Here is a 15,935-nt window from a genome sequence, read left to right as displayed (position 1 = left end):
GGATCTCTCTTCCCCCAGGTGAAACACCTGTGGTTAATTGAGCCGCGTCGCCAGAGGTGCGGCATTTGTGCGGCGGCCCGGACGGGCCCTGGGGAGGGCAAACCGATGCGGTCGGTTCGCACGCGGATACTCGCGACACTGCTGGTGCTGGCGGCGGCCGGTGTGGGTGGCTGGCAACTGCTGCCGTCCCAGAGCGGCAACGGCAAGACCATCACGGTCGGTACGACCGACGCGGTCACGTCGCTAGATCCGGCAGGCGCCTACGACGCCGGCTCATGGGCGTTGTTCAGCAACGTCTTCCAGTCCCTGCTGACCTTCGAGCCGGGCGGCGCCACGCCCGTCCCGGACGCGGCGAAGAGCTGCGCGTTCGTCGGCGGCCTGCGCACCTACCGCTGTGAGCTGCGCGAGGGCCTCACGTTCCCGAGCGGCCGCGAGGTGAGCGCGCAGGACGTGAAGTACTCCTTCGACCGGGTCAAGAAGATCAACTCCCCGGTCGGTCCGGCGTCCCTGCTGAGCACCCTGCGTTCGGTCGAGGCCAAGGGCCGCACCGTCACCTTCCGGCTGTCCTCGGCCGACGCCACCTTCCCGTTCAAGGTGGCCACCGGGGCGGGTTCGATCGTCGACCGCACCGAGTACCCGGCGGACAAGCTGCGCACCGACACCGGCGTCGACGGGACCGGACCGTACGACCTGACGACGTACACGAAGGACAAGAAGGCCGTCCTCGCGCCCAACGCGCACTACGACGGTGCCCTCAAGGACACCGGGAGCCCCGTCGAACTGCGCTACTACGCGGACGCCGACCAGCTCGAAGCCGCCTGGAAGGCGAAGCGGATCGACGTCGCCGCCCGGCAGCTGCCCCCGTCGGTCCTCGCCGGTCTGAACCCCAGCGACCCCGCCCAGCGGGTGTCCGTGGCCGACAGCTCCGAGACCCGCAACCTGTACCTCGACACCCGTTCGGGTTCACCGCTGCACGACACCCGGGTCCGGCAGGCCATGGCCTGGCTGATCGACCGAGACCGGCTGGCGGCCACGGTCTACGACGGGACGGTCGATCCGCTCTACTCGCTGATCCCGACGGGCATCACCGGCCACACAACGTCCTTCTTCGACCTCTACCCCAACCAGGACACCGACAAGGCGAAGCAGCTGCTCGGCGAGGCGGGCGTGACCCTGCCGGTCCGCTTCACCTACGGCTACGCCGAGGGGCGTGGCTCCGCCGCCGCGGAGGCCGCCGAGATCAAGCGGGAACTGGAGGCGAGCGGCCTGTTCAAGGTGACCGTCAAGGGCTACGAGTGGACCGACTTCCAGAAGCGCTGGACGTCCGGGAAGCTGGACGCGTACGCCGTCGGCTGGGTGGCCGACTACCCCGACCCGGACACCTTCGGTTCCCCGCTGGTCGGCACCGGCGCCACCATGAACACCGGCTACCACAACAAGACCGTCGACCGGTTGATCCAGGGGAGCCAGCGGTACGCCGACCGGGCCGAGGCCGCACAGGACTTCAGCGAGCTGCAGGAGGCCGTCGCCCAGGACGTCCCGGTCATCCCGCTGTGGCAGGCCAAGGAGTACGTCGTCAGCGACGAGAACGTCGGCGGCGGCCAGTACCTCGCGGACGGCACCGGTGTCTACCGCCTCTGGCGCCTGACCTGGATCTGACGTGACGGCGCGGTACCGGCCGTCGGGCTCAGGTACGCCCCTCGGAGGGCGGAGTCGCCGCCCTCCGCGCCGGATCCGGAAGCGCGTTCGTCATGCCGGGCAGGAAGTCCGTGAACAGCTCGTGCACCTCCCGCACCAGCGGCCGCAGCACCCGGAACCGGGCCAGTGACACGCCCCGGGCGGTGAGCCGGGCGCCGCGCTCGGCGAGCCGGTAACTGCGCTCCCGCCCCTCCGTCCGGTCGAAGATCCAGTACAGGACGAGCCCCATCTGGGAGAGCCACATCAACTCGGGCAGGACGTCCCGCAGTTCCTCCGGCACCTTGGTTTTCGCGCCCGCGAGCACCTGCCGGTGGACGCTGATGGCCTCCACGCGCGCGTGCTCCGACTCGGGGGAGAAGGGGCTGAGCGGGCTGTCCGGGTCGGCGGCGTTCTTGAAGAACTGCACCGCGAACTCGTGGTACGGGGTCGCGATGTCCAGCCACGTCCTCAACACGCCCGCCAGCCGCTCCTCCAGGCCGGTCTCGCGGGCCAGCACCTCCCGGACCGCCACCTGGTGCTCGGCGGCGAGCCGGTCGTAGAAGCCCTGGATCAGGTGCTCCTTGCCCGCGAAGTAGTAGTACGCGTTGCCGACGGAGACCCCTGCCTCCTTGGCGATGGCCCGCATGGTCGTCTTGTCGTAGCCCCGCTCCTGGAACAGCCGCATGGCCGTCTCCAGGATGAGCGCGCGGGTCTGCTCGGACTTGCTCGGGTTGCCGCCCTCGTCCGGGGCGTCGTTGTTCGCAGGCACGACCAGGAGCCTAACCAGTGGCGCAGGTACCGCTGTCGCAGGCCGGTGGGCTGTACGTCCATCCCCGCGTGGGGTCGTACGTCCATCCCTCCGCGCTGCGGTACACCTTCCCGCCCCACTGGTCACGGCCCCAGGCGTTGCCGGGCACCCCCGCCCCGCCCCAGCCCCACTGCCCGCCGCGCCACTTGGCGGCGGCGAGCACCGCGCCCTTTGCGAGCCGCGCCCCGGAGGGCGTGCTCAGGCGGTGGGCGAGCGGCCGGTGGGCGCGCAGGGCCCACAGGGTGACGATCCAGGCGGCGGTGTCGCGGTAGACCTGCCCCGCGTCACCCACGACGGTGATCTCCTCGAGGGTGACGCGGTGGTCGAGCCCCGGAAACCGGCGCCGGGCCTCGGCCGATCCGGCGGGAACCAGGTCCAGGGGCACCAGTTGCGGCTGCCGTACGAGCCAGTCGCGCAGGAAGGCGCACAGGGAGCACTCGGCGTCGTACAGGACGGTGAGCCGGCGGACGGGCGCGACCGCTGCCGTGGCGGACATGTCCTCAGGCCCCGGCCGTCGGGGCCACCCAGCCCTGCGGCGCGACCGGCGGCACCTGCTCCCGCTCCATGACGCCCCGCCGCCGGATCCGGTTGAGCACGAACACGTTGGCCAGGTGCATGACGCCCAGCACCAGCAGCACCACACCCAGCTTGGTCGACAGGGCCTCGAAGATGCCGCGGGTGTCCGCGATGGTCCCGTCACCGCTGAGGTAGAGCGCGACGAAGCCCAGGTTGACGAGGTAGAACCCGACCACCAGGAGGTGGTTGACGGCGTCCGCGAGGCTCTCGTTCCCGCGCAGCACGTCGGCGAGGAAGATCCGCCCGTTGCGGCTGAGCGTGCGGGCCACCCAGACGGTCAGCCCGATGCTGACGACCAGGTAGATGACGTAGGCGACGACCGTGCGGTCCATTGCCTTCCCCCTTCTCACTTCTTGAACGCGTTCAAAACGCTGACAGGGGAGACTCTAGACCTGCATTTGAACGTGTTCAACTCACTTCCCGCGCAAGGGGCGTGGGATCTGCGTCACGTCAGGCCCGTCGCGCGAGCTCCGGCCGCTTGCGGTAGTCCGTGAACCCGACGACGTTCCCCCAGGGGTCGGCGAACTCGACGGTCCAGCCGGTGGCGACCGGGAAGGGCTCGTCGAGCGGGACGATGCCCGCGGCGGCCAGCTCCCGGGCGGCACGTCGCACGTCCGGCACCTCCAGCCACACGCGCGGAGAGGGCCAGGACGGCGGCCGGTGCCCGAACCCCTCCTCCTGCCGGAGCAGGATCCCGGGGGTCTCGCCCCCGACCTTGAGCAGCGCGATCCCGCCCTCGTCGAACCGGAACCCCACCGCGAACCCGGCGCGCTCGTAGAACCCGACGGCCTCGGCGAGGTCGCCGACGGGCAGCAGCACGTTGTCGAAACCGAGCAGTTCGTACGACTCGTCATCTGACATGCCATCAGATTAGGTGCCAGGGTGCCGCGCACCGGGCGGGCTGACCGCGGGGTCACTCAATGAGCGGAGGGGCGGCCCCTCGCGCCGCTACCCTGAAACGCCGTCACGGCTGCGACGCAGGGGGCGCGAATGGTTCCGGGGGTCAGGGTCTTCTTCACCGAGGTGCGTGCGACCTGCGCCGACGCCGCGGCGAGACTGGGCCTCGACGGCCCGGACGAGCGCGCGTCGGACCGGCCCCTGGCCGTCGCCGCCTACACCGGCTCCGGGGTGACGTACGAGGTCGTCCTGGGGCTGTGGGACGGGCACGTCGAGATCCACGCCTGCCGCGAGACGGAATCCACCCTGTGCAAGGTGAGCGTCGAGAGGCTGGCCGTCGCCGCGGGCGTCGTCGACCGGCGGGGCCGCGTCTCGTTCGGCGCCCGCAGCCTCAGGCAGATGCGGAAGTCCCTCGCCGGCCAGGTGCGTTACGTCGAGCTCGTGCATCCGCTGGTGGCCGGCGACGCGGACGCGGCGGTCGAGCTGATGCGTGGGGCGGACGCCCGGGAGTGGAGCAAGCCGACCGTGAGATGAGCCCGCGGGGCCTTGGCGGGGGGCGTTGTCAGTGACGCTCGTACTGGCTCGGACCCCGACGGCCCCTTCCGGGACTACCGGATGTCGTACGGGCTCGGCGAACGCAGCCGGAGCACCGAACCCCTGTCGCGTGATCCTGGACTGCTGGTGACCAAGACCCGCGAACGCCGACCGCTGCACGCCGGGGGCCGTTTCCTCCTTGTGCAGGGCGAACGCCAACTGCCGTACGGGGCGACCGGATGCCGGCGGTGATCCTGAGCAAGGCGATGATGCCGGCCGACGACACGGGAATCACGGATCCGGCGTTCCCGAGCCGGCTGCAGGTGAGCGCCGAACGCCGACGAGGAGCGTCGGACGCGCATGTCCGACGTCCCTCGCTCGGCGCCCTTCGGGTCACCCGATGGCCATGCGTGTCGCCCAGTAGCCCGCCTTGCCGATGATTTCCGTACCAGCCCCCGACAGGGCGGTCTTGCCGCCCACGTGGAAGCGCACGGAGCCTTCGGATCGCACAGCCCATATGTCGGGGACGGAGTCGCCGTTGGCGTCGGGCGTGCCCATCAGCAGCGGGACGTCGGCACGCGACCAGCCGGTGGCCCCGTACTCGGTGTCCAGCCCTCCGGAGGAGTTCGCGGCGGACGCGAGGGAGTCCAGGTCGACTCCGCCGCCACTGGCGGCCACGCCCTTGCGCAGGAGCAGCCGCCCGGACGCGTCCGACCGGTAGACGAGATCGGCGACGCCGTCGCCGCTGACGTCCGCGGCGGTCACCAGGTCGCGCTCGGTCCAGGCGGAGGCGGCGGCCAAGCGGATCGCCTGGTCGACCGTGGCTCCGTGATAGCCGGTGAAGGCCCACAACTCGGTGCCGGCGAGAGCGAGGAAATCGGTGCGGCCGTCGCCGGTGATGTCACCGGCCGCCACGATCTGGGTGAGAGCGGAGGGATGGGGAGCTCCCGTCGGCAGCAGGATCTCCTGGCGGCGGTCGATGTTGACGGCGCCGTAGCCGTCGCCCGGATACACCCAGAGTCTGTCTCCGACCCGGGCCACGAGATCCTGGAGGCCGTCTCCGCCGTAGATATCACCGTTGTGGGTGATCAGCGCGTTCTTGAAGTGGCCGCTCGGTGCGCCGACGTAGGGAGGTAGATCATCCCCGTTGGGATCCTTGGCGGGGTTGGCCCGGTAGGCGCCGGGCATCGAGTACTGCAGGTCGCCGGTGCCCTTGCCCAGAGCGCCGGTGGCGGGGTCGACGGATGCCTGCGAGGGGTACAGCACGAGGTTGGCGGACTCGGTGACCACCATCATGTCGGGCAGCAGATCACCCGTGAAGTCGCCGGCCTTGTCGGCCTGGTCGCGCGGAGTGACGTAGAAGAAGTACTTGGCCGCTTCGGAGACGTTGCCCGAGCTGTCGACAGCACGGACGTAGAGCACGTTGGGTCCCGCTGCCGGAGGCTTGGCGCCGCTGATGGTGGCGCTGACACTGGTGGCCGTGCCGTTGGTGCGGTTGAGACTTCCCGTGTAGGTAGGGGAGTTGTAGCCGAATTCGTAGCGCACGACGTCGGTGTTCACGGCGCGCACGGTGAAGGTGCCGGCGGTGCCGAACTTCTTCGTGGACCAGTTGGCGTCCTCGGCGCCGCTGCCGAAGCCGTTCTCACTGCCGTCGGCGTTGGGGAAGTCGGTCGAGCTGACCTTGGGAGGGCTGGGCGCGGTGGTGTCGAGGACGAACCTGCAGGGTGACTTCGGATACCAGCCGGAGGTCGTGCCGGCGTCGTCGACCGCCCGCACCCGCCACGAGTAGGTTGCGCCACTCTTGAGTTTGCTGGTGGCGAACTTGTCGGTGGTCCGCAGCGCCGCGTCGCCGTCGCCGCCCGCGGAAACCTTGCCGGTCGACTTCAGCAGGTCGCCGGCTTCGGCCCACTGACCCATCTGCCACAGGTCGAAGTCGAAGTAGTCGAGGTTCTTGTCCTTGTCGGTGGCCTTGGCGGTGAACGTCAGGTCACCGGAGCCCATGCGGACGTACGGCTTCGTGGTCGTGCACTTGCCGTCGGGGCCGAGGTCGAGGGAGTTGGTGACGATCGACGGCTTGCGGTTGTAGACGAGTTCAAGCACCGGCGCGTAGTCACCATTGGCCTGGACCTTCTTCCACGCGTACTGGGCGTTCTCGTCCCGGGCGCGCATCCCGAAGGTGATCATGTCCCGGCCGTTGTCGGCGGCCTTCTGGGCACCCTTGCGCACGTCGAAGGTCTCGAAGTCGTCGCGGCAGCCCGACTTGTAGCCGTGGGCGAAGCTCTTCGTGGCCAGCTTGTTGCCGTCGTGCAGCTTGGGGGCGTTCTTCCAGTTCGTGTGCCCGTTGATCTCGCTGGTGAGGTGGACGCTCATGGAGCGCGCCTGGCAGGACCAGGAGTAGGTCTCCAGCACCCGTAGTCTCGCGCTGGTGATCTTGGTGCCCTTGAGGTCCTTGTCGAAGAGGATGTTGAAGTGCGACCGTGAGGTGCCCCAGGTGTCGGACTCGAAGCCGATGCGCGCCTCGTGGGTACCACCCCGGTTGAAGCCCCTGCCGTTGTAGAACGTCGCGTTGGGGTGCCGGTTGTAGGCGGTGGTCCAGTTCTGTGTGTGCTTCTTGACCGAGGGGTCGATGAAGACCGGGTAGGTCGTCGCCGGGTCGTCGAGGAAGTCCTGGTCGGGGGTGAGCATCCACTTCCCCGTGGCCAGGTCGGTCTCGACGAGCTCGCCTCGGGAGTCGGGGGAGGGCCCGTCGAGGGAGGGCAGGCTCAGCGTCGCGGCCGAGCCGGTATGCGCCGGTGCCGGTGTCGACTCGGCCGGCGCGGACGGCAACGGAGCCTCCGAAGCGGTCGGTGCCGGGCCGTCGATCGCCGACGGCAAGACCTCGACGTCGGTGTCGCTCTGTTCGTCCGACTCGACCTCCCCGTCCGTCGGGGCCGGGCTGTCGCCGGGGGAAGGGTCTTCCGAGTCAGTGGGATCCGGGGATTCGGATTCGGTCGGCTGAGCCGTGGCACCCACGGCCCCGTCGGTGACGGCAGGCTGCCCGCTGTTGTCCCACATGAGCGGGGTGGGGGACATCGCCACTTCCGCGTCGTCGGCGTTCTCGGCGCTGACGATCCCCGAAACGGGGTCGAGGCGGAAGGTCAGGCGGGTGGAGTGGAGGCCGTACACGAGCTGCCGCACGTGAGGATCGGCTGCGGCCTGGCGGTTCTTCAGAACGACGAGCTGCCCGAAGCCGTCGTCGTCGGCCGTCAGGACGAGGTCGGCGCCCGGGAAGATCTCCGGGTACAGCGCGCGGTTGCCATCGATGATCGGGGTCGGGACGGGGCCCGGCCAGGTGAGCTGTATCTCGTACTCGGAGGCATCGCCGACGTACAGCGTGACCAGGGGAGTTTCGGTGTCGTCTGCCGCGATGGACTGCACCAGGGACGTGCGTCGCACGGTGGAGCGGGAGGAGCGCTGTGCGTCGCGCCCCTCGGAACCGGACGAGAAGACCATTCGGGTGGTGGTGGCCGCCGGCTCCCAACCCGCCGTGGTGCGCCGCAGACTGGGGTCGATCCTCTTCCACTCGCCGTCCACTTCGGCAAGGACGGGCGACGAGTAGAGCCGCTTCGTCATCAGGCCGTCTGGGCGGGCCCAGGTAGTGGAGCGCGCGGTGCGCGCAGCCGTCACCTCGACACTCTTGCCGGTCCGTGCCGCCTTGGCGAGGGCAGTGGTTTCAGTGACTGTCTTCGAGCGCCGGTCATTGCCGCTGCTGTCATGGGCGGTACCGCCGTCCAGCCGGAGCCCGGCACAGACGATGCCTGTGGTGGCGACCACCGTGGCCAACAGTGCCGCGCCGGTCCGACGGCCGGGTGTCCGGCGCCAGTTGCGCGTCATCGGGCGAGTTCCCCTTCCCCCTTGTCTTCCTCGGCAGCGGCGCATGACAGGACGCGGCCGAGCCAGCCGATGATGACCCATGGGGGAACTGTCGTCACCCTATGGAGATTTCGCGTGCTGTTCCGGATGCGCGAGAGCTGACGGGTGGCTGGGCCGCCCAAGCGGGCGACTGGCGGGCACAAACGAGGCAAATGGCGGCATGCGTCGGTGAATTGAGGGCGGCTTCGTTGGATTGCCCGACCTTGATGCACCTCTGGGTGCATTCGTAGCGTGATAACTCGTTACGTACGGTGACGATCATCACATCGCCTCGACGCCTCTGGTGATTCTTTACAGGGTGATCACAGAATCTTTGCTGTCTGGTAAGTCGCCACGCGTGGTCCGTCATCGGTCCCGCTTCAAGTGGTCCGGGGGACCTCGTCGTGTTCGATCGACTTCCGCATGCTCACAGGCGGCGCCTGGCGCGCACAGCTGTGCCCCTCACCGCCGCCGCGCTGCTGGTGGGGCTGCTGCCCGTGCAGGCCTTGGCGCTGCCCCCTGATCCGGCGGCGGAGGAGATCGGCCGGGAGGCGGTGTCCCTGGAGGAACTCGAGCAGGAGGCGCCCGTTCCCGGCAAGGACGCGGGTCGGCACCTGGAGTCGCTTCGGGCCGATGTCCCCCCTGACCTCCTCGCGGCACCGGCCAACACCACGACCACGCCGGTCGGTACGGGAACAGTCGCCTTCGGCTCGACTGCGGCTCCCGCCACGGCCCGAACCGCAGCCGCCGTCGGTACGGAACAGGCGGCACTGAGCCCGGCTGGCAGTCTCCCCGTCAGCCTCGGCCAGGCCCCCGACGGGCCGGCGCCGACGGGTACGTGGCAGGTGACGATCCCGGAACGCACCTCGGCGACAGGCCAGGGCGTGGACGGTGCCGTACTGGTCGTCGAGGCGCCCACCACCAGCTCCGTCCCGGTCTCCGTCAAGCTGGACTACACCAAGTTCAAGAGCCTCTACGGCGCCGACTGGGCATCCCGTCTGCGCTTCGTGCAGTTCCCTGACTGCTACCTGACCACGCCGGACGACGAGGCCTGCCAGACGTACGAGGAACTGGAGACGACGAACGACACGGCGGCGAAGTCCCTCACCGCCACGGTCGATCCGGCGGCCGACGACACGGTGACGCCCGCGTCCGCCACGTCGAAGCCACCGCAAACCTCCGGTGTGATCCAGGCGTCGTTCGGAAAGTCCACCTCCGCCACTCCGGTCGCGTCCCTCGGCTCGGGTACGGCTGTCGTCGGCGCGGTCGACTCCGGGGGCGGTGGCGGAGGCACCTTCAAGGCCACGCCTCTCGCCTCGAACGGCAAGTGGGAGGCAGGCGGATCGTCGGGTGCGTTCACCTGGTCCTACCCGCTGACCGTCCCGAGCCCGCCCGCGGGTCCGGGGCCCAAGATCTCCTTCAACTACAACTCGCAGGCCGTGGACGCCCGTACGGGCGTCTCCTCGCCCCAGGCCTCCTGGATCGGCGAGGGCTGGTCCTACGATCCCGGTTACATCGAGCGCCGGTACCGCTCCTGCCAGGACGACCGCAAGACGCTCAAGGCGGGCGCGCCCAACAACACGGCCAAGAAGGACAAGACGTCCGACCTGTGCTGGGCGTCGTACAACGCGGTGATGTCGCTGGGCGGCAATACCACCGAACTCGTCAGGGCCGCAGCCTCCGGCAGCGATCCGGAGAAGGACACCGAGGTCTACCGTCCCCAGCAGGACGACGGCACCCGCGTGGAACACCGGGTCGGCGGCACGAACGACGACAACAACGGCGAGTACTGGGTCGTCACCACCACGGACGGCACCCGGTACTACTACGGCCAGAACAGCGTCGGCGGCGGCCACGCCACCACCGACTCCGTCTCCACCGCACCGGTCTTCGGCAACCACCCGGGCGAACCCTGCCACGCCACCGCCTTCGCCGACTCCCGCTGCGGCGCGGGCAGGCAGCAGGGCTGGCGCTGGGGTCTGGACAAGGTCGTCGACGTCCACGGCAACACGATGATCGTCAACTGGACGCAGGAGACGAACTACTACGCCGTCCGCAAGAAGTTCAAGTCACCCGAGCAGTACGACCGTTATGCCTACCCGTCCTCCATCGAGTACGGCATGCGCCCGGACAGCCTGACCAAGCCGTCGGCGACGGTGGACTTCGGCGTCAAGCAGCGCTGCCTGAAGTCGGAGACGGCGTGCACCGCGGCCAACTTCGCCAAGACCGACGACCCGGGCGCCTACCGCCCCTGGTGGGACACCCCCGGCAATCTCAACTGCAAGTCCACGTCCAAGCTTTGCCCGCCGTTCCCCTCGTTCTGGACGCAGCTACGCCTGGACACGGTGACGACGAAGGCGGCTCGCGTAGGCCAGACCGGCCTCGGCCCGGTCGACAAGTACACGCTGCGCCAGTCCTTCCCGGAGGACTGGTACGACACCTCCCCGGGCCTGTGGCTCAACTCGATCACCCGCACCGGGTACGCGCCCGGTGACACCACCGGCACGCTCCAGTCCAAGGACGGGATCAGCTTCGCGCAGTACACGGTCGGCTCCACCTCACCTCTGCGCGCCCGCCTGAAAGACCGGCAACTGCCCAACCTCGTCCGGACCGGCAAGAGCGACCAGCGCCCCGGCTTCACACGCCCCCGCATCGGCACGGTGTCCACCGAGTACGGCGGCGACATCGAGGTCGAGTACACCGGCGGCTGCGCCACCGAGCCGACGGAGGACAAGGGCAAGGGCAACGGCACCTGCTTCCCGGTGCGCTGGTCACCGGACGGCGACGAGAAGACCCCCGCGAAGTCGTGGTTCAACAAGTACGTCGTCGCCTCCGTCACGGAGACCGACAAGGTCACGTCGCACGGTCGGCCAGTCGTCAGCAGGTACAAGTACTCAACCCCGGCCTGGGCCAAGAGCGACGACGAGTTCAGTCGCCCTGCACTCCGCACCTACAGCGACTGGCGTGGCTACCGCCAGGTCCAGGCCACCAAGGGAAGCAAGTCCACCTCGGAGGTGGGTGTCCCCCAGACCCAGTCGCAGTCCGTCACACGCTACTTCCAGGGCACCGGCGGCGAGGTCAAGGACTCCACCGGCGCGTACACGCTGTTGTCGGACGACGCCCCGCAGTACGCCGGCATGACCGCCGAGGCCATCACGTACGTCGACTCCGACGGCGAGATCCTCAAACGCACCCTGAACTATCCCTGGTCCAAGCAGACCGCGACCCGTGCCCGTGAGAACGAGGACGCGACGGACGCGGACCCGCTGCTCGCCCACCGCAGGGGCGTCAAACGATCGGATGACGTCCAGACGGTCGGAACCAGCTGGCGTGCCGTCCGCACCCTCACCACACCTGACGACACGTACGGTCTCCCCACCCAGGTGGAGACGGCTGTCGTGAAACCGAGCGGCACCGCCGAAGTGCTCTCCGACCAGACCTGCACCAAGACCTCGTACCTGCACAACACCTCGGTATGGCTGATCGGCCTGCCCAAGGAGCAGCGCACCACGGGCACCTCCTGCGCGGGCTACGCCACCGCCGACCCCGCGACCAAACTCAAGGCGTCGGTGCAGAACACCTACGACGAGCTGACCTACGGGGCGACGCCGACCAAGGGTCTGCTCACGTCCGTGGCCGACATCAACGGGGAGGGCACGGCACACTCCGTCGTCACCGGGACGACGTACGACAGCCTGGGACGTGTCCGCACGATCACCAAGCCGGGCGTGGGGCCGACCGAGACGGAGTACACGCCGGCGGAGGGCGGCCCGGTCACCGCGACCAAGACGATCAACGCCAAGGGGCACACCGTCATCGCGGCCTACGACCCGGGGCGCGGTATGCCGCTCACGGTCACCGACGCCAACAACCGGGTCGCCCGCACCGAGTACGACGCCCTCGGGCGCGTGGTGAAGGGCTGGTCCCCCTCGCGTTCCTCGGGCGGCAAGTCGCCGAACGTGATCATCGACTACCAGCCGGCCATCGCCTCCCAGAGCGAGAACCGCCCGGCTTCGGTCGTCGTCGACAGACTCAAGGACGACGGCTCCTACGCCCGTGACGTCACCCTGTACGACGGCCTGATGCGTGAGGTCCAGAAGCAGACCGAGGCCCACGGCCCCGGCCGGATCATCACGGACACGGACTACAACGACCACGGCCTGGTCGTCGAGAAGAGCGCCGGCTACCTGGCGAAGGGTGAGCCCGATACGGAACTCTTCGCACCGCGATCCGAGTCGTTGATCCCGAGCTCGACCCAGTACCGCTACGACGGCCTGGAGCGCGAGCACCGGGCGTCGGTCTACCACGGCAGCGCCTACAAGTACGCGACGTTCCGCTACTACGACGCGGTCAGCTCGACGGTGAACCCGCCGGGCTCGACGGCGCCGAAAACGAGGACGTACGTCGATGCCCTCGGCCGGGTCACCTCGATCAAGCACTTCACGCAGGATGCCTCCACCTCGATCGCGGGACGCACGACGACGTACGGGTACGACGCCCGGGGCAACCGCGACAAGGTCACGGACCCGGCGGGCAACGTATGGTCCTACACCTTCGACACCCGTGGCCGCCAGACGTCCGCCACCGACCCCGACACCGGGACGACGGGTACGTGGTACGACGCGGCAGACCGCCCCAACCGGGTCAAGAACGCACGCCAGCAGGAGATCTTCACCGAGTACGACGTCCTCGGCCGTGTCAGGTACGTCCGGCAGGGCTCGGCCACCGCGACTCCGGTCAAGGAGTACACGTACGACGACGCACCGGGTGGCATCGGCCAGCCGTACCAGTCCATCCGCCACACGGACACCGGCGACTACGTCAACCAAGTCACCGGCTATGACGCCGACTACCAGGCCACCGGCAGCGAGACGGTCATCCCGGCCAACGCCATGACGACGGGCCTCTCCGGCACGTACGCCTACTCGTACGCCTACACACCCACCGGCAAGCCGCAGTCGGTCACGCTGCCGGCCAAGGGCGGCCTGTCCCAGGAAAAGGTCGTCACCCGCTACAACAGCGACGGTCTGGCGGAGTCGACCTCGGGCCTCACCTGGTACACGGCCGATGCCACCTACTCGCCGTACGGCGAGGTGCTGCGCACGGTCTCCGGTTCCCAGCCCTACCGCGTCTGGACGACGAACTTCGTCGACCCGCACACGGGCCGCCTCCAGCGGACGGTCGCGGACCGCGAGACGGCGGGCCCGCACCGCATCACGGACAGCTACTACTCCTACGACGCCACCGGCACGATCACCTCCAACGCCCGCCAGCTCAGCGACGCCTCGGGCAACACCTGGGACACCCAGTGCTTCACGTACGACGTGATGGGCGAGCTGGTCCACGCCTGGACGTCGAAAATCGCGCCGACCGGATCCGGCACCGGCTGCAAGTCGGCAGGCGGCACGACGTGGGGCCCCCGCACCACGTACGCCACTTCCTCGGGCCCCGTCGCGGACGCTCCGGACGCGGCAGCGGACGCACTTAGCCCCGACGAGACTCTCACCGCGTCGCTCGCCGCGGCGGCCCCGGACGCCTCGACCGTGTCCACGGGCTCGACGGCCTACCGCCAGTCGTACACGTTCGACTGGATCGGCAACCGGGCATCGATGACCGAGCACGACGCCGCGGACGCGACGAAGAACCTCACGTACAAGTACGGCTACGGCAAGGCGGTCACCGGCAACACCCTCGTCCAGCCGCACACGATGGTGTGGGCGACCTCGACCCCTGAGGGCAAGGGCAGCTCGTACTCGTACGACGCGACGGGCAACACCACGGCCCGCGACCTCCACGACACGACGCAGGACCTGGTCTGGTCGCCGGACAACCAACTGGAGTCGATCACCGACGACGGCGCGAAGACGACCTACGTCTACGACGCCGACGGCAACCGCCTCCTGGAGAACTCGGCCACAGGCTCGACCCTGTACCTGGGCGACGCCGAACTGACGACGGACGCCACGGGCACCATCACCCGGGCCTCACGCTCCTACGGCCAGGCCGGCGCCCCGACGGTGGTCCGCACGACGACCAACGGCGCGACGACGGGCCACAAGCTCAACGTGATGATCGCCGACCACTTGGGCACGGCGAACACCACGGTCGAGCTGTCCGGCACCCAGCCGGTGACGCGCCGCGCCTTCAAGCCGTACGGCGAACTGCGCGGGCCGAAGCCCTCCAACTGGCCCAACAAGCGCAGCTACCTGGGCGTGGGGGTCGACGACGCGGCGACCGGACTGACGCACATCGGAGCGCGCGAGTACGACCAGAACACAGGCCGCTTCCTTTCGGCGGACCCGATCATCGACATCGCGGACCCGTTGCAGATGAACGGGTATGCCTATGCCCGCAACAGCCCCATCTCCACATCCGATCCTGATGGACTGAAGCCCGTCGGCGTGTGCGAGCGCGACACCTGCGACCCCATGACAAAGGAGTGGTTCACCCAGGACGATCAGGGGCGCTGGGTGCATCACATGGTGGAGACCGATGTCGTGAGCCGCGACGACGGATCCACGCTGTACACGTATACGTACAGTTCGGGGGGAACGAAGTCCAAGGCCTATGCCACGGTCGGTGATTACGGCATTTACTACGGCGTGGCGCCCGTGGGCGAGAATCTGAGAAAAAGGCAAGCAAAAGACCTGTTCGACTTCTTCGTGTTCGACACCGAGGAGGCCGGCCAGTGCGTGACTGAGGTTTCCCTGGGAAACTGTGGAGGCCTGGCTGTCGATCTGCCCTTCCTCAAGGTCTTCAAGTTTCTGAAGCTCGGAAAACGTGCGGACGAAGCTGCTGACGGGGCGGATATCCCGACCGGCTGTAAGTGCTTCCTCGCAGGCACGGACGTGCTCATGGCCGACGGGTCCACCAAGGACATCGAAGACGTCAGGCTCGGAGACGAGGTCTTGGCGACGGATCCGAAGACCGGTGAGACGGCGCCTAAAAAGGTCACCCGCCTCATTCGCACTGAGGGTGACAAGTATTTCAATGAGCTCTCCATTGCCACCGAAGTGGGAATCGAGAAACTCACGGCGACGCACGAGCATCCAATCTGGTCACCGTCCGAGCGCGCGTGGATCACCGCAGGCGACCTCAAGCCGGGCATGACGCTGCTCACCGACGATGCCGAGACTGTCATCGTCACGGGCAATCGCCCGTTCACCAAGCACGCGCGTACGTACAACCTGACGGTCGACCACCTGCACACGTACTATGTGCTGGCGGGCGAGACTCCGGTACTCGTTCACAACAGCAACTGTCCCAAGGGGAAACTGTCTGACGGTTTGCCTCAAGGGATGAACAAGAAGATTGCTGAGGCGTACGATGCGGTCAGGTTGGGGGAAATCAGATCGCATAACACGTACAGTGGTCGGGAGCATTCATGGTGGGCAGGCGCCAAGGAGTATCGAGTTCCGGGGCGCCCGGAGACTGACCGGATCCTGGTCGTGGAGAAAAATGGCGTCGAGGTCTACGGATGGACATCGACTCACTACAGGAAAATTCAGAAATTCAGCGCGCCACACTTCCCTGATTCCGGCTGGTAAATAGC

The 15,935-nt window shown here is 68.4% G+C and carries 8 protein-coding genes; 3 read left to right on the top strand and 5 right to left on the bottom strand.

Annotation, left to right across the window (positions count from 1 at the left end; all coding sequences use genetic code 11):
- Positions 1-105: 105 nt before the first annotated feature.
- Positions 106-1,659 (top strand): ABC transporter substrate-binding protein, encoded by a 1,554-nt coding sequence (locus AQJ84_RS30525; protein WP_053192531.1) that lies wholly within the window; start codon positions 106-108, stop codon positions 1,657-1,659.
- A gap of 28 nt (positions 1,660-1,687) precedes the next feature.
- Here the strand turns inward: AQJ84_RS30525 and AQJ84_RS30520 are convergent, their stop codons facing one another.
- From AQJ84_RS30520 to AQJ84_RS30505, 4 genes are all read right to left on the bottom strand, one after another.
- Positions 1,688-2,446 (bottom strand): TetR/AcrR family transcriptional regulator, encoded by a 759-nt coding sequence (locus AQJ84_RS30520; RefSeq protein ID WP_030043239.1) that lies wholly within the window; start codon positions 2,444-2,446, stop codon positions 1,688-1,690.
- A 10-nt stretch (positions 2,447-2,456) separates the two neighbouring features.
- A complete protein-coding gene (locus AQJ84_RS30515) occupies positions 2,457-2,981 on the bottom strand; it encodes a thiol-disulfide oxidoreductase DCC family protein (protein ID WP_053192533.1) in 525 nt (174 codons plus the stop codon).
- A 4-nt stretch (positions 2,982-2,985) separates the two neighbouring features.
- On the bottom strand, positions 2,986-3,393 hold the full coding sequence (locus tag AQJ84_RS30510) for a hypothetical protein (RefSeq protein WP_030043241.1): 408 nt from the start codon (positions 3,391-3,393) through the stop codon (positions 2,986-2,988).
- 118 nt (positions 3,394-3,511) lie between these two features.
- Entirely contained in the window at positions 3,512-3,922 is a 411-nt protein-coding gene (locus AQJ84_RS30505) for a VOC family protein (RefSeq protein ID WP_030043242.1), read from the bottom strand.
- Positions 3,923-4,051: 129 nt separating this feature from the next.
- On the opposite strand from AQJ84_RS30505, the gene AQJ84_RS30500 reads away from it, so the two are divergent.
- Positions 4,052-4,492: a hypothetical protein gene (locus tag AQJ84_RS30500; protein ID WP_053192534.1), complete on the top strand. Its 441-nt coding sequence runs from the start codon at positions 4,052-4,054 to the stop codon at positions 4,490-4,492.
- Between the two features lie 393 nt (positions 4,493-4,885).
- Here the strand turns inward: AQJ84_RS30500 and AQJ84_RS30495 are convergent, their stop codons facing one another.
- On the bottom strand, positions 4,886-8,365 hold the full coding sequence (locus tag AQJ84_RS30495; protein WP_059198887.1) for a DNRLRE domain-containing protein: 3,480 nt from the start codon (positions 8,363-8,365) through the stop codon (positions 4,886-4,888).
- 473 nt (positions 8,366-8,838) lie between these two features.
- Between AQJ84_RS30495 and AQJ84_RS30490 the strand changes: the two genes are divergently transcribed.
- On the top strand, positions 8,839-15,930 hold the full coding sequence (locus tag AQJ84_RS30490; RefSeq protein ID WP_107082800.1) for a polymorphic toxin-type HINT domain-containing protein: 7,092 nt from the start codon (positions 8,839-8,841) through the stop codon (positions 15,928-15,930).
- Positions 15,931-15,935 lie beyond the last annotated feature (5 nt).

The organism is Streptomyces resistomycificus (genome assembly GCF_001514265.1).
GTDB lineage: Bacteria > Actinomycetota > Actinomycetes > Streptomycetales > Streptomycetaceae > Streptomyces > Streptomyces resistomycificus.
The sequence above is the reverse complement of the archived record's forward strand: the minus strand, read 5'-3'. Positions and strand labels throughout refer to the sequence as shown.